This window comes from Shewanella aestuarii, from assembly GCF_014647215.1.
GTDB classification, from domain to species: domain Bacteria; phylum Pseudomonadota; class Gammaproteobacteria; order Enterobacterales; family Shewanellaceae; genus Shewanella; species Shewanella aestuarii.
Genome location: NZ_BMOT01000010.1, coordinates 138,408 through 158,416, shown reverse-complemented (window position 1 = coordinate 158,416; position 20,009 = coordinate 138,408). Strand labels below are relative to the sequence as shown.

The window sequence follows — 20,009 nt, the reverse complement described above, 5'->3', positions numbered from 1 at the left end:
GCATGTGTTAGGCCTGCCGCCAGCGTTCAATCTGAGCCATGATCAAACTCTTCAATTAAAGTTTTTTCTATTCGACTACGTCGAACGACTCAATGAATTCTACTGTTATAATTCGCTTCGCTCATAAGAGCTAACGAGTTATCAACTACATTGCTGTAGTTTCATATTTCTATGAACATTCATCGTTGCATTGAGTTTAAATTTTTTGATTGCTCTTCCTAAGAAGAAGCAATTTCGAATAACTCAATACCTGTGAATGTACACACAGATTACTTGATAAATTGTTAAAGAGCGTTGATGTTAATTTTTCAAACATCGCCGTTAGACGCTAGGTCGTTGGCTTGGGCTGCGTATTTTACAGACCCTGTTGTTTGCGTCAAGCGTTTTTTCAAACTTTCTTTTCGCGTTTGGTTTGTGGCGTTTTACCGCTGTAAACCAAGCTGACTCTGCATTCCGCTTTCGCTCTGTGCCGTGTCAGTGGATGCGCATTATAGGCAGCTTAAGATTTTGTGCAACCCCTGTTTTGTCTTTTTTAGCAATTCATGGTTTAAGTGAATACTTTTTAAACCAAATGATGTTTTAGCAATCAAAAAAGGCGTTTTTGAAGTCATTTCCTACGCTAAATGCCTTGTTTAATTGCATCAGGAACATCTGCAATACTATCAACTACTATTGTTGCTTCAATAATACCGGCTTGGTCAACTACTTTACCACTACGTACCAGTATCGACTTACCTATCCCTGCTGCTTTGGCGGCACGCATGTCATCAGCCTTATCACCAACCATAATTGAGTTTGCTAGATCTATTTTTAAAAACTTTGCTGCATCAAGTAGCATTCCTGGTTTTGGTTTTCGGCAATCGCAATCTTGCTTGTATTCACCAATGCCTTTTTCGGGATGGTGTGGGCAGTAATAGATGCCGTCTAAATCCACACCTTTATCAGCAAAGTTCCAATCCATCCATTCCGTTAATGAATGAAAATCGTCCTCACTGTACATACCACGAGCAATTCCCGACTGATTGGTCACGACTACTAATAGATAACCCATCTTCTTCAGCGCAAGGCAAGCATCAAACACACCATCTATGTATTCAAAATCATCAACAAGGTGAACATACCCTGTATCTTTATTGATGACACCATCTCTATCTAAAAATACAGCTCGGTTCACAGGCGCAACTCCATAAGACAATCTCAAATTTCATTTGTTACTATTATCCCATTCATCGTGAAAAATTGCACCGCGTAAATGATGTCAGCCTTTCAATTTTGACATCCACTACTTAATACTAATAAGTAGATGGGTTAACTAAACCTATCTATGCTATATGGCAGCATATTTAAAGTTGTTTCTTTTTCTAGGATCGTTTCGGTAACCAATTTGGCACTAATTGCTGACCAAGTTAACCCCAAGTGTTGATGACCAAAAGATACGTATATATTGTTGAGCTTGGTTTTGCCTATAACAGGCAAACTATCGGGTAAAGAAGGTCTAAATCCCATCCATCTTGTTCCATCATTTGCATTAGCATTTGTAAACACTGTCGGGAGCAAGGCTTTAGCATGGGGGAGAAAACAGTCGGCTCTGGCTGGAGACATAGGCGCATCAAGTCCGCCAAATTCAACAGTACCGGCCAAACGGGTGCCTTTAGCCATAGGAGTGATAATAAACTTACGATTATAAGATGCCACTGGGCGCGATAGCTTAGCATCTTGAGGCATCATAAGATGATAACCGCGCTCAGCCTCAAGGGGGACATTGTGACCAAGTTGTTTTGCTAAAGGTTTAGACCAAGCCCCAGCAGTTAATAAAAGCTTCGTGGTTGATATTTTCTGTTCGCCATCAATCAAGATAGTTACTCGCTGACTCTCTTCTATAATGGCATCTACTTTCGCCACTTTAAATTCCCCCCCCAAAGCCTTGAACTTATCGGCAATCGCGACACACATCTGATAAGGATCTGGAGTATGACCCACTTGAGTAAAAAATAGTCCATGAGATATATGTTCACTCAAACTGGGTTCTAGCTCACGCACTTGTTGACCGGTTAATAATTCAACATCTACGCCAGCATTTGAGTACATACGCCATTCTCGCTCAACCTCTTTAATTGAGTTGCCTTCAAAAACCAATAAGCTACCGTTTAAGTGTAATAATTCTTTGCAGCCACAAAATGCCAATAAATCTTTCATCTCTTTTATGGAGTGCTCATTAAGCGCTTTTATAGCCAGACTATTCTGCGCTCGACGTTCAGGCAGCATATTCAGTAAAAATCGCATGAACCAAGGAAAAGCACGATAAAAATATTTTGGTCGGATCCTAAATGGCCCTAACGGGTCAATTAACATCCATGGCAATTGGTGAAGTAAACTAGGATTAGCTAAAGGGAAGACTTGCTCAGTGGCGAAGTGCCCTGCATTGCCCTGTGATGCGCCTGCGGCTATACCTTCTTTGTCAAGCAAGCTGACCTTAAATCCTGCCCGTTGTAAATTAAGCGCAGATGCTAAACCGACAATGCCCGATCCTATGACAGTCATCTCCCCTAAATTGACGCCACAATTATTAGCTGCATTCATTTTTAATCTCTTATTTTAGTTAATGATTGCTTAAGTTTTAAAACTCAGCCTCATTGAATGATTCAGGCACATGTAGGCTTATGCTCACTTCACATGACAATAAATTCAACATTGTTTTTTCAAGAACATAACCAATAATCAGTTAATTCTAACTTAAAAAGATTCTTAATAACCTATAATTGAATATTGTATACAATATTCAATTATAGTAAAGTAGTGACTATCATTTAGACTGAAAGCGATATAGATGACCAAGCTGCCTGAATTAAATGGCGGTTTGTAAAAGTCAGGAAGCCCAATAAGAAGCACCCACATAATCATAGATGCTGACTATTTATTCCTGATAAACGTGACATTCATAACTATTTAATACTAGCTTAACGTAAAAATAAGGGCACGAAATGAAAAGAAACTGGCAAGGCGTATTCCCCGCTATCTCTACACAATTTAATAATGACGGCACCATTAATTATGATTCGAACGCCCGAATGCTTGAGGAGCTGATTAATGATGGCATCGATGGTATTATTGCTCTTGGCACTATTGGTGAAAATGCTTCTTTAAGCCCTCAAGAAAAACGAGACTTTATCAAGCACACTGTTGATACCGTCAATGGCCGTATCATCGTTATTTCTGGTTGCACTGAAAATACCGCGCAACTTGCGGCGCAATATGCCCAAGATGTTGACGCACTAGGTGTTGACGGTTTAATGCTATTGCCTGCTATGGTTTATCGTGGAACCGATCGTGAAGTGGTTGCCCATTACCAAACGGTTGCACGGTCAACCAAATTACCCATCATGATTTACAACAACCCTGTCAGTTATGGCGTTGATATCAACCTTGAAATGACAGCTACTCTAGCGCAAGAAAAAAACATCGTCGCCATTAAAGAATCAACAACAGATACCCGTCGTTTGACAGAGTTGCAAAGTCGTTTTGGGGATCGTTTCGAAATTTTATGTGGCGTAGATGATATTGCACTAGAAAGCATTTTATTAGGTGCCACTGGCTGGATTTCCGGTTTAACCAATGTGTTTCCGCGCGAATCTGTCACCTTATTTAGACTCGCCCGAGAAGGCCGTATCGAAGAGGCTCGTGAAATCTATCGCTGGTTTATGCCGCTACTTCGCCTAGACACCATCCCTACATTGGTTCAATGCATCAAATTAGCGGAGCAAATCGTAGGCAGAGGTAACGAAAATGTTCGTATGCCACGTATGACGTTAATTGGTGAAGAACGCGATTATGTCTACAAAGTCGTCAAGGAAGCTTTAGCCTCTCGTTTAGATTTGAACAAATACATCTAATTTTGCTATCGAAATGACTTTTACCCTAAAAACAATAAAAAGATGGAGTAGGCAACGATGATAAAAGGCACATTCTTTTGCGTCGATGCTCATACATGCGGTAATCCGGTTCGGTTGGTCACCAGTGGCCATCCAAACCTTATCGGTCGCACTATGAGCGAAAAGCGCCAAGATTTTTTGGCTAATTATGATTGGATCCGTAAAGCGCTGATGTTTGAACCACGAGGCCACGATATGATGTCAGGGTCTTTTCTTTACCCGCCTTGTTCAGACAACAGTGACGCCTCGATTCTGTTTATCGAAACGAGTGGATGTTTGCCAATGTGTGGCCACGGCACCATAGGCACAGTCACGGCAGCAATTGAAACGGGTTTATTAATACCCAAGGTTGCTGGCAAACTCACGTTAGACGTGCCTGCTGGCCAGATTAATATCGACTACCAACAAACTGGTAGTAAAGTTGATTGGGTAAAAATTTATAATGTTCCTGCCTACTTGGCACATAAGGATGCCATTTTGGACGTCCCAGGTCTTGGTGTGTTAAAGGTCGATGTGTCCTATGGCGGTAATTATTATGTCATTGTTGATCCACAAGAAAACTTCCCAGGCCTTCGCCATTGGTCGGCTGCAGACATCCTACGTTGGAGCCCAATAGTGCGTGATGCGGCACGCCAGCAACTTGTTTGCGTGCACCCTGATGACCCTACTGTTCAAGGGGTATCCCATGTGCTTTGGACCGGAGAAACCATTTCTGAAGGTTCAGACGGAGCTAACGCAGTCTTTTATGGTGACAAAGCCATTGACCGTTCTCCTTGTGGTACAGGAACTAGCGCAAGACTTGCCCAGCTTTTTGCTCGCGGCGTCCTCAATGTCGGCGACACCTATACTCACGAAAGCATTATCGGTAGCCAATTTATCGGTAAAGTAGAATCTGCAACCAAAGTGGGTCATTACGAGGCTATTCGTCCAAGTATTCAAGGTTGGGCGCGAATTTTTGCTCAAAACGCCATCACAGTTGACGATAGCGATCCATACGCACTTGGCTTCCAGGTGGTTTAAAGGAATGACAATGACACAGCAAGACAATACAACAAGCCTATGCGGCCAGCACTTTATTGGCGGTCAATGGATAGGCAAAGCAGATGGTTTTACAAGTTTTAACCCCGTAGAAAACACCCCATTGCCTTGGCTGTTTGCCGAAGCGGCAGAACAAGAAGTGAACCAAGCGGTTAACGCTGCCCAAAGTGCATTTTCAGCTTATCGTCAAACCACTGCGATGCAAAAATCTGAGTTTCTTGATGAAATTGCCAAACAAATCATGGCCGATGTCGATAGTATTATCGCCATTGCACATCAAGAAACAGGGCTTCCTTTCGCACGTCTTCAAGGCGAAACAGCCCGAACCTGCAATCAACTAAAAATGTTTGCGAGCTACTTACGAGCACCTACTGATGCTCGTTATGCTGATAAAGCCGATCCAGACAGAATGCCATTGCCCAAAGCTGATTCGCGACTTGGTTATTTGCCACTAGGTGCCGTTGCTGTATTTGGTGCTTCAAACTTTCCACTGGCCTTTTCTACTGCTGGCGGCGATACCGCATCAGCCCTTGCTGCTGGTTGTCCCGTTGTTGTTAAGGGACATCCTGCTCACCCGGCTACCAGCGAGTTAGTCACCAAAGCGATTGCCCGTGCTATTAATGCTTGCAACATGCCAACAGGGGTTTTTAATCTTGTTCAGGCCAGTCAAGCCACTGGTGCTATAGCACTTGTTCGCCATCCTGATATCAAAGCAGTCGGATTTACCGGTTCGTTAAAAGTAGGCCGGATATTAGCGGATATCTGTGCAACTCGCCCATTGCCTATACCATTCTATGGGGAACTTGGTTCAATTAATCCACAATTTATTTTACCTACATTGATGGTAGAAAGTGCAGAATCACTTGCCCGCTCACAGGTGCTATCAATGATGATGGGACATGGTCAATTCTGCACCAGCCCGGGATTAATTGTGGTACTCAAAGACGCTGCTCTGAAAAGATATTTGGCTAGTTTTTCTGATGAAATGGCTGCTCAAGATGCCGCGCCTATGCTAACGCCCGGTATCGCTGCTACCTATCAGAAAATGACGCAAGCTTTAATGGCAATAAAAGGTGTCAATGTACTTGCGCAAGGCAAAGCCGCAACGGCAAGCCATCACACACGTCCACTAGCACTGACGGTATCAGTCAGTGACTATTTAGCGAATCAAGCGTTACAAACTGAAGTATTTGGCCCTTTTGCTATTTTGGTACAGTGCGAAACAATTGAAGAAATTGATTACCTTGTGCATATGTTAGACGGTCAACTAACAGCCAGTATTCACGGCCTTGAAAAAGATCTTAAAGACTATAGCCAACTTATTGATAATTTGAGCTATAAAGTTGGCAGACTCATATTCAATCAGATGCCAACAGGAGTGGAGGTTTGTTACTCCATGAATCATGGTGGTCCCTATCCAGCCAGCACAGATGTGCGCTCAACATCAGTGGGTATAGAGGCAATGAAACGCTTTGTTCGACCCATTTGCTATCAGAATATGCCGTTGTCTCAACTACCAAGAGATTTGCGCCCCGAAAATCCGCAATTAATGACTTTTTAAATCGTGAAAATTAATAAAGGGAAACGAGTATTTTCCCTTTATTAATAGTTTTTTTAACGGTAACCTTGGGTGGATAAGATGTAGTAATGATTAAATAGACGGAAACTATGAGTCTAACAACACCGATAGTCCATAAAACACGTACTCAAATTGTAGTAGAGGTGCTCAGAGAACAAATTCTCTCTGGTGTCATAGTTGCTGGTGAAGCACTACGCCAAAGCGCCCTTGCCGAAGAACTCAACGTAAGCAGAATTCCTGTTCGTGAAGCTTTATTGCAACTTGAGGCTGAAGGCTTAGTTAAATTTGAAGCGCACAAGGGTGCAACTGCAACACTTTTATCAGCAGAACAAGCCACGGAACTATTTGAATTAAGAGCGATGATCGAAACAGATTTACTCGCTAAGGCTATACCGAACCTACAATCACGAGATATTGCTGAAGCAGAGAAAGTTCTCGATCAATTAGAATCAGCCTTCAAACATGAAAACACTGTGGCAAGCTGGAACGAGCTTAATACCCAGTTTCACACGATTCTGTACAAACCTGCAAATCGTCCACATACCCTTGATGTTATTCATGGTATCAATACCAATTGTGACCGTTATATTCGATTGCAACTGCTGCGTACAGCTGGGATCCCAAAAGCAGAACAAGAGCATAGAAAATTACTCGAACTATGTAAAAGTAAAGATATTGAGGCTGCAACCGCATTGTTAAATCGCCACATTATGGATGTATTAGTGGCAATCAGGGCATTAGTTCCAAGCTCAACCAGCGGACAAACCCTTAAAAAAGCCTAACATTAAGGATAGTGTAGCAAGTAAGTAACCTACACTTTTCTACCCTATAGCATTTGAAGTGACATTAATTCGCACCGCAACATTCATACAGATTGTCACGTTCAACAGCACCCTATGACCAATTAAATTTGTTTTGAGAGAACACACGATGCAGTACGCTCATATTACAGGATGGGGCAAAGCCGTCCCACCATCATCATTAACTAATGATGATCTTGCTACTTTCATGGAAACCTCTGACGAGTGGATTAAATCTCGCACAGGGATCAGTAAGCGCCATATTAGCCACGTTAACACTTCGGTGCTTGCAAGCGTTGCCGCAAAGCACGCTTTAGCTGCCGCAGGTATTGATGGTAGTGAATTAGATTTAATCATCCTAGCTTCTGCAAGCCCTGATACATTGATCCCGAACATTGCATCTACTGTCCAAGCAAATGTGGGCGCAACATGTGGTGCTTTTGATATCAATGCTGCTTGTAGTGGCTTTTTATACGGGATAGGTTTAGCAAGCTCATTAATTAAAAGTGGTCAAAATAAAAAGGTGTTAGTCATAGGTGCTGAGCGCTTATCTTTTTATTTAGATTGGTCACGCAGAGAAACCGCCGTATTGTTTGGTGACGGCGCGGGTGCCGTGGTTTTAGAGGCACGTGAAGAGGAAGGTGGAGTATTAGGCTATGAGCTTAATAACGACCCTGATGGACGTGAAATATTGAAATCCAGCTTTGGTAGTCAAATTGATAGATTAGACGCAAGCTCATTAGATTTTTACATTCAATTTAATGGTCAGGAAATCTTTAAACGCGCTATTCAAGGGATGGGCTCGTTGAGCGCTAAGGTGCTTGAAAAGTGCAATGTAGATAAAGATGATGTTGATTGGGTTATTCCACATCAAGCTAACGAACGTATCATAGATACCTTGGTAAGTCGGATGAAAATTCCAAAAGAACGTGCCATTGTGAATATTGCTAACTATGGCAACACTTCAGCGGCGACCATTCCAATTGCAATATGTGATGCATTGGATAAAGGTTTAATCAAACCGGGGCAAACCATTTTGTCATGTGCTTTTGGCGCAGGTTTAACATCGGCAGCATTACTCTTCAAATGGACTGACCGCGTGACACCTATCAATACCAGCGATGCCAAAGTGCCAGATTGTGAACAAACAGCCCTAGAGCTAATTAAGCCTGCTGTGGATTATTTTTTCAAAAAAGCAGCTGAAGAAAACAGATAGGCTAATTAAATAATAAGCTTAGTGACTACATCGCTTATTAATGATTGTGATTAACCTTCATAGAGACAGCTAGTGACCTTAATAGTGCCCGTCAATGATGGGCATTATTATTTTGATAAGCCCACCAGTTCATGACACTTTATCTGCTTTAATCCACCTAATGCTGACACTTGCGCTAAAAATAGCTCGGCACAGGCAATCGCATCTATAAGTGCATTATGACCTGCGTAGATTGGCAGATGATACCGTTCTCGACTTTGACCTAAGCGAACACACCCTTCAATTAACTGGCCGTGCTGGCGCAGGTAGCGGGTTTTCTCAATCATTAAAGTATCAATAAAAGGCAGTAATAATCGCTGACCAAATACGTTATCTAAGCTTTTCTGAATAAAAGCCATGTCCATTGGAGCATGATGCGCGACTAAAATGCGACCCTTTGTTTGTTCTAGTAACCATGCCATTGCGGCCTCAATGGGGAGAGCATTCTGCAGTTGATGATCAACAATACCGTGCACAGCGGCACTTTGCCCCACACTACCATCAATTGAAATCATCAAATGCTTGGCTTTTGCTAGCGGTATTGAGCCATGATTAATTGGCACTAAGCCAATACTGATTATCTGATCCTTTAGCGGGTCAAGCCCAGTCATCTCCAGATCTATTGCCATCAAATCGGCATCATAAATATTACGCATAAACTGTTGGGTTAATGTCTGTTGATATTCAATTAAATGACGATTATTCAAACCTTGAGATTTTGACAGAGAATCAAACCAAAATCGGCTTTTCAGCCATAGATGATTAACCACTAGAAACTCCGAGTAAATTTAAGCTTTAAACCTGATTGAGCATCATGAACCACTTTAAAGGCATCCCTTAATTGATGGCGAAGCAATGATGATAAATCCTGAGGTTTTAGATAATTACTCACAATTAGATTATTAGTGGCTTGATATCCTTGATTAGCTAAGCGCATATGGGCAATAAATTCATGGGCATCGGCAAGATTTAGTGCATCTTTACGATTCATAATATTGGCATCCATTAATGCGCGAATGCGCTTGGCGGTGTTGACCTCTTTTATGCCTGCACTTAAAGCATAAACCCGAGCGATATCATTAATTAAGGCACTGCCTTTATGTTTTAAATCCATGCCCTTCACTTCACTGCCATCACGTTCCAGCACGAATTTTCTGAAAAAGCCCAAAGGAGGAGTTTGTTGTAATGAATTGCCTGCCATACCGGCCAAAAAGATATCATTATCTTTAGTGTGTGACATTACTGAATCTTGCAGCTCATCAAACAAAGTTTGCGGTCCGTAAACCGCGCGCATGTCAAAAAATATGCTGGCATGCATCAGTGCCTTTGGCTCTGGAGACAGCACCCATTTTTTAAACTTTTGCTGCCAGTGCTGCAGCGATAAGCGCCATAGTGGATTTTGCGCCATAATATCGCCAGGACAGTATATATACCCGCACTGATCCAACCCTTTGCATACAGCATGGGTTAATTTATCAAAATACGCTGCGGCAAATTCATCTGCCTCATGGGCTAGCAACAAACCATTGTCTTGATCAGAACAAGCGACCTGATCTTGACGCCCTTGGGACCCAAAAGCTAACCAACAAAATGCCATTGGGGCTTTACCTAATAACTGTTGATTAAGAACAATTAACCGACGAGTAAGCGCATCGGTAACCGACGTTAATACCCGACCGATTTCTTCAGCCCTGGCATCGGCGCTAATTAAATTTTGTAATAACACCGGTATTTGTTTACTAACATGGATTAATTTTTCAATTGAAGCTTGGCGGTCTATTTCGCCAATTAGCAATAATGGTTGCGAGCTTTGGGATCGCAAAATATCGGTACTGGTTACCATTCCTTTAGCTTGCTGATTATCCACAACCGGTAAATGATGAATATTGTGCTCGCTCATCAATAACATCGCCTCAAATACTAAAGCATTTGAAGCAACAGTTTGAGGCTGTTTTGTCATGACTTTTTCGACGCACACATCTCCATCAAGTCCTTCTGCTAATACACGGTTACGTAAATCCCTATCGGTTAAAATACCAACCAATTGCTGCTGATGTAAAACCAGTACCGAAGAAACTCGATTATCTCTCATTAATCTCGCGGCTTGCTGAATACTGGCGTTGACTTCAATACTGATTGGCTTATGCGACATCAGATTGGTTATACGGCTGGTTGTGGTGAGGTCTTTGGCCTTAAACTTATGCTCATTGCGTAAACGCTGTGCAAACGCTCGAGTGAAAAAAGTATCAAATGGTCGGTTTTGGGTACGAAGCTCTGTGAACAAAGGCTGAGGAATGTGATACACCAAGCCATCTTCTAGAATAGCGACTTTATTCACCACTTTTTCGCCTGACAATAAGGTAGAAAAACCGAAACACTCACCTTCAGCAACTCGATCGACAAGCACCCCCTGTGGATCTCTAACCTCAAATGCACCACTCCTCACTAGATACAGTTTGGGATTAATCGGGTCAAACTCAACAAATGCCGATGCTTTGGGATAATAACCAATATTAATTTCACGGGCGCAGCGTGCAATTAGTGCAGGTGAAAGCACGTCAAACGGCGCATGCGATTGCAAAAATTGTTCAATGGGCTGTAATTCGCTGGCATTCATATTATTTTCTCATTGACCCTTTAATTTAATATACCGTTAGCCACTTAATAGTGGCTATAAGACTTAAGCCCAAGATTTTAAAACTCCCATAAAAAAAGAGCGCCGAAGCGCTCTTAATTAAAAGAATAAATTCTAATGGTCGTGAGCTTCACCCGCGCCCTTAGGGAAACGAATTGACTCAACCATATCAACAACATCCTGTGGTACTTTGCCGATCACTTTACTTACAGCAAAGGCTACAATAAAGTTAATGAACATACCCATCATACCGATACCTTCTGGCGAAATGCCAAATAACCAGTTTTCAGGGGTGTTAGCACCTACGTTGACGAATTTGAAGTAAACAATGTAGCCAGCAGTGAATAATAATCCAACTAACATACCTGATATTGCGCCTTCTTTATTAATGGTTTTTGAGAAAATACCCATAATAATAGCTGGGAATAATGATGCCGCAGCCAAACCGAAGGCTATCGCAACCACCGCGGCGACAAATCCTGGAGGGTTAATACCAAAGTACCCCGCCATAACCACACCCAAGGCCGCTGCTATTCTGGCATACATCAGTTCTTTTTTATCTGAAATATCTGGCATCAGATTTTTCTTGAGTAAATCATGGGATACTGATGTCGAAATTACCAATAATAACCCTGCAGAAGTTGATAGTGCCGCGGCTAAACCACCGGCTGCAACAAGGGCAATAACCCAAGCTGGTAAGCTAGCAATTTCAGGCGTTGCAAGTACCATAATATCGCGGTCAATGGTCATTTCATTCGTTGCACCATTTGCATATGAAATTTTACCATCGCTGTTTTTATCATCCCAAGCGATTAAACCGGTTTTTTCCCAGTTTTTAATCCACTGTGGTGCAGTTTCATAAGCAACACCTGTTGCATCTGGACCATTAATGGTTTCGATCATATTAACACGAGAGAACGCTGCTAATGCTGGAATTGTGGTATACATGATTGCAATGAATACTAATGCCCAACCAGCAGATAAACGCGCATCTTTCACTTTTGGAACAGTAAAGAAACGAACGATTACATGTGGTAAACCAGCGGTACCAAACATTAATGCGCCTGTGATAAAGAACACATCAACCATGGCTTTCGAGCCTTCAGTATATTGTGAAAATCCTAGTTCCGCGGATAAACCGTCGAGCTTATCAAGCAAGTACACCCCAGTACCATTACCTGCAGCATCAACGAGTTCAGCACCAAAACCCACTTGAGGTAAGATGTGACCTGTCATCATGACTGAAATAAAGATAGCTGGAACCATGAAAGCAAAGATAAGCACACAGTATTGAGCCACTTGAGTATAAGTAATCCCTTTCATGCCACCAAGAACAGCATAGAAAAACACCACCGCCATACCAATATATACACCGGTTTCAACTTCAACTTCTAGGAAGCGAGAGAACACCACACCCACACCGCGCATTTGACCTGCTATGTAAGTAAAACAGATAAAGATGGCACAGATAACTGCAACAGTACGTGCAGTTTGTGAATAGTAACGGTCACCAATAAAGTCAGGTACAGTAAACTTACCAAACTTACGTAAATAAGGCGCCATACATAAGGCTAATAATACGTAGCCCCCAGTCCAACCCATTAAATACACAGAACCATCATAACCGGTAAATGAGACGATACCTGCTAACGAGATAAATGATGCCGCTGACATCCAATCTGCTGCGGTAGCCATACCATTCATTACTGGTGGAACACCGCCACCAGCAACGTAAAACTCTTTAGTTGAACCAGCACGCGCCCAAATCGCGATACCGATATACAGCGCAAACGTCGCGCCGACAATAATATATGTTAGTGTTTGAACATCCATTTCAGTGCCCCTTAATCTTCATGAACATCATATTTTTTGTCTAGGGCATTTGCTTTTGCCACATAAACAAAAATCAGCGCCACGAATACATACATTGCACCCTGCTGCGCAAACCAAAAGCCTAATTTAAATCCCATAAAGGTAATTTCATTAAGCGCGTCTACAAATAAAATACCGCAGCCAAATGACACTGCAGCCCAAATTGCTAGCAGTCCAAGTACTAAACGTAAATTTTCACGCCAATACCCTGCTGCTTTATCGTTATTTTCAAAAGCCATTGCGACTCCCCTGTGCTAGTTTTTATAAAGTCGAGTTGTAAAGTCATTGTTAATCTAGCAACTCTAGGGGGTTCGACAATCAAGACCTTAGTCTAATTAAATATTAAAAAAACTCGCGAAAACAAAAATACACTATAAATAACAAAGCATTAATAAAAAAATAACGATGTAGGTAACGGGTGACTACGCGACTAATCTAGACCAAGGTCGAACAAGGATGCTGTTGCAATCGCCCGCAAAATCGGTAAGACAAGTGTATACCTAAGGGATAAAATTCAAATACAGGAGTGAATAACTTGAGATTAAACGGTTTGAGCGCTAAAATTTTAACATAATAATGAGAAAGGATATTTCATTGAAAAACCTGCAGTTTAATCACCAAAACCTCTTACTTTCATTTGTGTTAGGTGTCATCGCACTGGTAATAAATCTTTACCCCGTTCCTTTTTTTGCCAACGTTCAATTTATTCTCGGTAATAGTTTAACCGTCATTGTGGCCATATTATGCGGTCCTTGGTACGCCTTAATTACATCTCTACTTGCTTCTACTGGTTTGATGTTAATTTGGGACAGTTACCATGTATTTGTAATATTTTCCTTAGAGGCGGTATTTTTAGGTTTCTGCCGACGTCGTGATATTTATGCTCTTTATGGCAGTTTCATTTTTTGGGCTATTATAGGCATGCCGTTATTTTACCTGATGGCAAATATATTCTTTGATTTACCTGCAGAACACTTGTCTTTTGTAACCTTAAAGCAGGCTATCAATAGCCTGATTTATACTAGCTTAGCGTCTTTGCTAATATTGATGCTTCCTAAGTTATGGTTTTTTGAAACTAAGATTAAAGATAAGCAACGAAGAACGCTGAGTAAGCAGATGGCGTATTTCATTACCTTAATGATTACGTTATCTCTGTTATTTTCAGCTTTATACTTTAACTTTATCTCATTAAACAAACAGCAATCATTAATAAAAAAGAACCAACAAGAAACCGTTTTTCATCTAAGCTCTGCTGGTGAGCAGTACATCAACATGCATACAAAGGTAATTAAGAATGCTGCACAATTCTTTACCTTAGTAAATAATACCAGTGCTGATCAACAACCTTTACTGAGTAATTTACATAACAATTACCCTGGCTTTATCAGCATGCTCATCACTGATGATAAGGCAAAAATGATTGCGGCATCGCCGATAACCCGATTCAAAGACATTAATTCAAGTAATCATTTAAGCGTTAAAGACCGGGATTATTTTATCGAAGCATTCTATAACCAGAAAACATTTATCTCTTCAGTCTTTGTTGGAAGAGGCTTTGGTAATGATGCCATCATAGCGATCAGCGCACCTTACTTTAATAAAGATACACCATTACAACCGGCGGGAGTCATTGAGGGCTCTCTTGATTTAAAGTATTTCTCTGCTATTGATTACGATTTTAACAAGCACAATAACCAATCGGTGATATTAACGGATGAAGCTAATAACATCATTTATGCGTCAGATGAATTGAATTTAAAGGTGATGTCACCGTTTAAATACAGTATTCACAACGGCTATTATGTAACAGATTTACAGTTGATGAATCTACAGAGTACCCAGTCAAACATTCCTGAATATATTTATGCTACTAGAGAGTTAAATAACGGCTGGAAAATATATGTTATTGAGCCTTTTTCCCCACTGTTAAAGTTAGCTGAAAGACAAATGCTGAGTAGCTTTATTATTTTACTCTCAGCCTTATTGATAAGTTTTTTTATATCCAATCGAATTAGCCAGTTGCTTACAGTTACATTGGAAATGGTTGCCAATCATTTTGAGAAATTAAACCAACATGATTTAAACACTCAAGTATTTGATGACAATTCACCTAAGGAGGTTTATAGCCTTTATCAAAGGTTAGTAACCAGTAAACAAGAACTTATATTGCATCAACTAGCACTAGAAGAAACCGTTGCTTTACGTACTTTAGAATTGGAAAAAGCCAATACAAAACTTCAGGAATTGGTTGATAAAGACCCATTGACTAATTTGTATAACCGACGCTTTGCTGAACATAAATTTAATGAGATTAGAGAGTTTTGTTTACGCAGTGAGCAGGCTATTACAGTAGCCATTTTAGACCTAGACTTTTTTAAAGCCATTAATGACAGCTATGGACACTTAGCGGGAGATGAATGTCTTCGCCAAGTATCAGAGTTACTTTCACAGCATTTTAAACGTGATATTGATATTTTGGCACGCTACGGTGGTGAAGAGTTTATTCTGATTTTACCTATGACAAATGCGCTTAATATCGAGCATCATTTAAATGAATTTAGAGTTAAGTTAGCCTCAACCAAAATCAACTCACCCAATGCAGCAAAACAGTTTAATGTCACTGTCAGCATAGGGGCGATAACGGCAAATGCCAATTATCATGCCCAATTAGATAAATGGATTAAAATTGCTGATGATAATCTGTACCAGGCTAAAGCCCAAGGTCGTAACAGAGTACACGTCAGTATTATTAATCCTCAGTCTGAGCCATAAAAGCATCCATTCTTCCTAGCATATAAGGGTAGAATGGATTCCATTTTTGGCGCAACATATTCGCCGCCGACATAGAGAACAAACCTCTTTCGGCTTGAAATATCGCCAAACCAATTTGAACCGTTTCACTGTTTTCAACCACTATCGGTCCATAAAGTGAATCCTCGATTGGAAACGGTAAAGCAATATGTGAAAGCGAAAACACCCCTTTAGGCCAGCTCAACAATAACTCTTGTGGAGCTTGGTCAGCTAACAAGCCGACTTCTCTAGCACGCACTGCGCGTCCATCTTGTTGGTAACTTTCAATAAAGGTTAATCGATAATCAATCGGCTGATTAGTCCAATACGGTTCGAAAGGTAGCATTGGGTCTTGATTCATTAATAACCGAAAATTTGAGCTGCGATTATAGTCAAACATAACCAGTTCGTGATCATTTTCAGGTAAATATTGATACAGTTCATCAACAACATGTACTGAGGACACAGTATCATCAATAATGGATTGAAACGTTTGAATAGGCGCAATGGCTTGCAGCTGCTCGGCGTTTAATTGTTTCAAAAGCTGTTGGTTACGTAATGTTAACTGATAAACAACATCACCGGCATTCACGGCAAAAGACATATATTTAAATGGATCGTATTCGGTTTCTACACTATTCCAATATAACTTCTCTTGTCCAAGTAACTCACCTAGCATGGCCTGCCAGTATGCTCCCTGAGCAATAGGAGTAAGGCCAATTGCTGGAGACATAAAAATCATTTTGTTATAACTTAACGGTTTGTTCAACGTAATGGCTTCAAGCTCATGGTTTAAGGCAAGCGCAGCTCCGGTTGAAAAACCGATTACATAAAGCGGTTTGCCTTTTAATTTTTGTGACAGATGAGTGGTCGCCAATGACACTACGCCAGCTAAATCAGGCCAAGTAATATCTGTCAAGCCAGACGGAATTGTACCGTGTCCTGGTAGCCTCAATCCGACAATATGGGCTTGGTGGCGATAATGCTCCGCAATGTGAGACATCGAATATGGCGAATCTGACATGCCATGAATAAGTAATAAACCAAATTCAGCATCGTCATTTTCCCATTCAAAAGATCGATTCCAATCTGAGTGCCATAAGGAAGGATCCGATAAACTGCCTTTCTCGTAACGATTAACTGGTGAGGCTATTGCTGGCTGATATTTCTGATAAATCTTTTTATCAACTTCCTTAAACAGCTTATCTTCTAGGGTGAGATACTCAGTAAAATTATTTAACCCCGACTGTTGATGATATTCATTTTTTAAATGGGTTGTATGCCATATTGAAAGTTCGGGCTTTTCATTTAACAACCATACAGCCAACATAATCAACGCGATAAATGTTCCAATGATGCTATAAAATAATGCAAACAAAAGATGCTTAGTGGAGCCAATAACAATCGCACGCATGGGGAACCTTCAAATCTAAACCAACAATGAATACATAAAATCTAAACCTGTAAAAGCGTTTAGGATGATAAGCTATTATACTAACCGTAATAGTAAACGATAATAAAATGAAAATGCTTAATGATAATTCGTCCGCACCAGAATCAATTCGCCACTATTTTGGGGCAACTACCGCCAAAATTATCTTTTATTTACCTTCAGCGCCAACCATTCCAAAAAATTGGCACCCCGCAAATGAACAAGCAATAGAACAATTAATCCATGCTAATGGTAATCACTGGCGTAAAATTATGGTGATTATAAGTAAGCTTGTCTGCAAAGAGTTTTCTGATTGGCGCAAAGTACAACCAAGCTTGTTTCAGCAAAGCAGTGCGGCTCATATCCCCCTTGCGATTGTCATTGTGAATGAGTCATTTGAACAAGCTGATGATTTAGCACTAGATCCTAATATCCTGCACATCATTTGCGGCAAAAATACCTTTTCACGTTTCTCATTTGAAAATATCGTACTTGATCAAAACCTTTCATTGAATGACAAGCAGGCTATTCAATATCATCACCCGGTATTTCTTACGCCATACTTAGACTATCGCCAATTTCCCAATGCATTAATAGCATTATTAAGACCTATGCTGCACCATAATACTCCAGGGTTTAAAATGTAGGATGTTCAACTGTTAAACAATATCGACTTGAAGTCTATTTTACAAAACCCAGCTTTCTAGTGCTCCATCTGAACTTAAAGTCAATAATTTACCATTTGGTTGGATCTTCATCGACAAAACAGTTGTTCCAGCACTAAAGGCGGTGATATTCCAATTAAAAAGCTCTTTCCCAGATACCGCATCCCAGTAAATAACGGTTTGTTTTGTGGTTGCCGTAATTAAGTTATTAGCATTATTGATAAGTAGCGCCACTCGAAAGTAACGATAACGTTCAAGGTAATCGAGCTTGCCAACAGACAAGGTGGTTTTCGAATCAAAAATGGCATTATTATCTAATGCGTCCGCAATAAATAAACGCCCAGTCGCTTCATCAAAGCTCACGCTGGTGATCCTTTGAGGACGTGAAAAGCTATTTATCACTTCACCACTATGGCTAGCCCAAACCTGTACTTGGCCGTCAAGTCCCGAAGATAAAACCTGCTGTTCAACATCAGAGAGTTCAACATGATTAACGGCTGCACTGTGTTGTTTAAACAATGACATTGTCATGCTGCTGCGCTTGATAACAGTGATAGAACCATCACTCATACCAACGATAATCGTGCCCCCCGTTTGACTTAAAAAAAGACTTGTTACACTCGCATCAGGGTTAAAACCTTGAGCAGTCCAACGAAGATCTAACTTGCCAGTTACAAGATTAAAAATGGTAATGTTGTTTTTTCCTGCTGTTATCAAGTGTTGCTTATTTTCTGACAGCGCCAAATGATAATTCGCTTGTTCAAAATCATCGCCAATCCATTGATGTAATAAGGTTTGAGTAGCGATATCCCACACAGATAATGTGCGGCTTCGCCCCAAGGTCACCGCAATACTGGCATCGGCAGACAAGACACCATCAACAAGACTTTCTTCGACCAAACGATGAATTTCATCAGGCTTTTTACTATCCACGATTTGATGACAACCAATAAGCATAGCCAATACCAAGGGGATAAGCATAAAGCGCATCCGCAATAATCTCGATCCAGTATTAGCAAGCAAATGAATTCCTTAAACATGTAGCCGTGAATACCCAAGCATAGGAATTAGCCTATTTAACGCTAAAGTTCACTGATTTGAACAACATAAATGAATGACACACAGATAACTTATACAAGATGCCGTGTGTCATATTTCTGAGAATTGCCAGCAATGTTAATCGTAAATGGTTGGGATTGGTTTGCGTTTATGCTGCGTACGTTGATAAATCGCAATTAATTTCGATTCAACAGACACATCCACCTGTTTTGCTTCGAGAAAATCATCAATTTGCTCATAGGTTAGCCCTAAAGCCACCTCATCTTCTAATTGTGGTTTATCATCTTCAAGATCTGCCGTTGGCGCTTTATTCACCAAAATATCGGGGGCACCTAAATAAGCTGCCAATTGGCGTACTTGGCGTTTATTTAAGCCAAACAAAGGCGCTAAATCACATGCTCCATCGCCAAATTTTGTATAAAAACCGGTAATGTTTTCAGCGCTGTGATCAGTACCGACAACTAAGCCCCCCACCATACCCGCAATTTCATATTGCGCGATCATGCGCATTCTTGCTTTAACATTCCCTTTTACAAAATCAACCTTATCGGCTGCTGGCAAAGTAATACCTGCTTCAGCAAGTCCTGCTAATGTAGCCTCATGCGCTCCAATTACTCCCTGCGCAATATTGACTGTCACTTGCTTACTGGGTTGAATAAACTGACAAGCTAACTGGGCTTCATCTTCATCTTTTTGCACTTGATAAGGTAATCGGACAGCAATAAATTGATAAGGCTTATTATTGAGTCCTTCGTTGAGGCTATCAACAGCAAGTTGACATAAACGACCGGTTAATGATGAGTCCACTCCCCCGCTGATCCCTAATACAAGCGAAAAACAATGGGCATCTTTGAGCTTAGATTTGATAAATGCAACGCGTCTTTGTACTTCAAAATCAGGTTCGATTGCTTTGAGTACATGCATTTCCCGTAATATTTGTCCCTTCACCTTAAGC

The 20,009-nt window shown here is 40.9% G+C and carries 16 protein-coding genes; 7 read left to right on the top strand and 9 right to left on the bottom strand.

The annotated features are described in order from the left end of the window. Positions 1-619: 619 nt before the first annotated feature. Positions 620-1,174 carry a D-glycero-beta-D-manno-heptose 1,7-bisphosphate 7-phosphatase gene (gmhB, locus tag IEY03_RS14455; protein WP_188842945.1) on the bottom strand — a complete coding sequence of 185 codons (555 nt, stop codon included), beginning with the start codon at positions 1,172-1,174 and terminating at the stop codon, positions 620-622. 134 nt (positions 1,175-1,308) lie between these two features. Further along, on the bottom strand, positions 1,309-2,580 hold the full coding sequence (locus IEY03_RS14450; protein ID WP_188842943.1) for an NAD(P)/FAD-dependent oxidoreductase: 1,272 nt from the start codon (positions 2,578-2,580) through the stop codon (positions 1,309-1,311). A gap of 401 nt (positions 2,581-2,981) precedes the next feature. On the opposite strand from IEY03_RS14450, the gene dapA reads away from it, so the two are divergent. From dapA to IEY03_RS14425, 5 genes are all read left to right on the top strand, one after another. Beyond that, positions 2,982-3,890, top strand: a complete 909-nt coding sequence (gene dapA / locus IEY03_RS14445; RefSeq protein ID WP_188842941.1) for a 4-hydroxy-tetrahydrodipicolinate synthase — start codon at positions 2,982-2,984, stop codon at positions 3,888-3,890. Between the two features lie 57 nt (positions 3,891-3,947). Next, positions 3,948-4,949 (top strand): 4-hydroxyproline epimerase, encoded by a 1,002-nt coding sequence (locus tag IEY03_RS14440; protein WP_188842939.1) that lies wholly within the window; start codon positions 3,948-3,950, stop codon positions 4,947-4,949. Between the two features lie 10 nt (positions 4,950-4,959). After that, complete coding sequence (locus IEY03_RS14435) at positions 4,960-6,528, top strand: aldehyde dehydrogenase (NADP(+)) (RefSeq protein ID WP_229778347.1); 1,569 nt, start codon at positions 4,960-4,962, stop codon at positions 6,526-6,528. Between the two features lie 107 nt (positions 6,529-6,635). After that, on the top strand, positions 6,636-7,328 hold the full coding sequence (locus IEY03_RS14430) for a GntR family transcriptional regulator (RefSeq protein WP_188842935.1): 693 nt from the start codon (positions 6,636-6,638) through the stop codon (positions 7,326-7,328). A gap of 148 nt (positions 7,329-7,476) precedes the next feature. Then, on the top strand, positions 7,477-8,562 hold the full coding sequence (locus IEY03_RS14425) for a ketoacyl-ACP synthase III (protein ID WP_188842932.1): 1,086 nt from the start codon (positions 7,477-7,479) through the stop codon (positions 8,560-8,562). A gap of 107 nt (positions 8,563-8,669) precedes the next feature. Here IEY03_RS14425 and IEY03_RS14420 read toward each other — a convergent pair whose 3' ends face one another. The 4 genes from IEY03_RS14420 to IEY03_RS14405 all read right to left on the bottom strand — a co-directional run bounded on the left by IEY03_RS14420 (position 8,670) and on the right by IEY03_RS14405 (position 13,347). After that, complete coding sequence (locus tag IEY03_RS14420) at positions 8,670-9,371, bottom strand: exonuclease domain-containing protein (protein WP_229778346.1); 702 nt, start codon at positions 9,369-9,371, stop codon at positions 8,670-8,672. Then, positions 9,371-11,218, bottom strand: a complete 1,848-nt coding sequence (locus IEY03_RS14415; protein ID WP_188842931.1) for a DUF294 nucleotidyltransferase-like domain-containing protein — start codon at positions 11,216-11,218, stop codon at positions 9,371-9,373. Before IEY03_RS14415 ends, IEY03_RS14420 begins: the two co-directional genes overlap by 1 nt. A gap of 132 nt (positions 11,219-11,350) precedes the next feature. Then, a complete protein-coding gene (locus IEY03_RS14410; protein WP_188842929.1) occupies positions 11,351-13,069 on the bottom strand; it encodes a sodium:solute symporter family protein in 1,719 nt (572 codons plus the stop codon). 11 nt (positions 13,070-13,080) lie between these two features. After that, positions 13,081-13,347, bottom strand: a complete 267-nt coding sequence (locus tag IEY03_RS14405; RefSeq protein ID WP_188842927.1) for a DUF4212 domain-containing protein — start codon at positions 13,345-13,347, stop codon at positions 13,081-13,083. Positions 13,348-13,702: 355 nt separating this feature from the next. Here IEY03_RS14405 and IEY03_RS14400 point away from each other — a divergent pair, with 355 nt between their 5' ends. Further along, positions 13,703-15,880 carry a diguanylate cyclase gene (locus IEY03_RS14400; RefSeq protein WP_229778345.1) on the top strand — a complete coding sequence of 726 codons (2,178 nt, stop codon included), beginning with the start codon at positions 13,703-13,705 and terminating at the stop codon, positions 15,878-15,880. Here IEY03_RS14400 and IEY03_RS14395 read toward each other — a convergent pair. Continuing rightward, a complete protein-coding gene (locus IEY03_RS14395) occupies positions 15,858-17,312 on the bottom strand; it encodes an alpha/beta hydrolase (protein ID WP_188842923.1) in 1,455 nt (484 codons plus the stop codon). The genes IEY03_RS14400 and IEY03_RS14395 overlap by 23 nt on opposite strands. A gap of 107 nt (positions 17,313-17,419) precedes the next feature. On the opposite strand from IEY03_RS14395, the gene IEY03_RS14390 reads away from it, so the two are divergent. Beyond that, complete coding sequence (locus tag IEY03_RS14390; RefSeq protein ID WP_188842921.1) at positions 17,420-17,977, top strand: DUF6942 family protein; 558 nt, start codon at positions 17,420-17,422, stop codon at positions 17,975-17,977. 39 nt (positions 17,978-18,016) lie between these two features. Here IEY03_RS14390 and IEY03_RS14385 read toward each other — a convergent pair whose 3' ends face one another. Continuing rightward, the gene (locus tag IEY03_RS14385; RefSeq protein WP_229778344.1) at positions 18,017-19,018 is read right to left on the bottom strand and encodes a WD40 repeat domain-containing protein; all 1,002 of its coding nucleotides are present in this window, start codon (positions 19,016-19,018) and stop codon (positions 18,017-18,019) included. Between the two features lie 153 nt (positions 19,019-19,171). Then, positions 19,172-20,002 carry an NAD(+) synthase gene (nadE, locus tag IEY03_RS14380; protein ID WP_188842919.1) on the bottom strand — a complete coding sequence of 277 codons (831 nt, stop codon included), beginning with the start codon at positions 20,000-20,002 and terminating at the stop codon, positions 19,172-19,174. Positions 20,003-20,009: the final 7 nt, after the last annotated feature.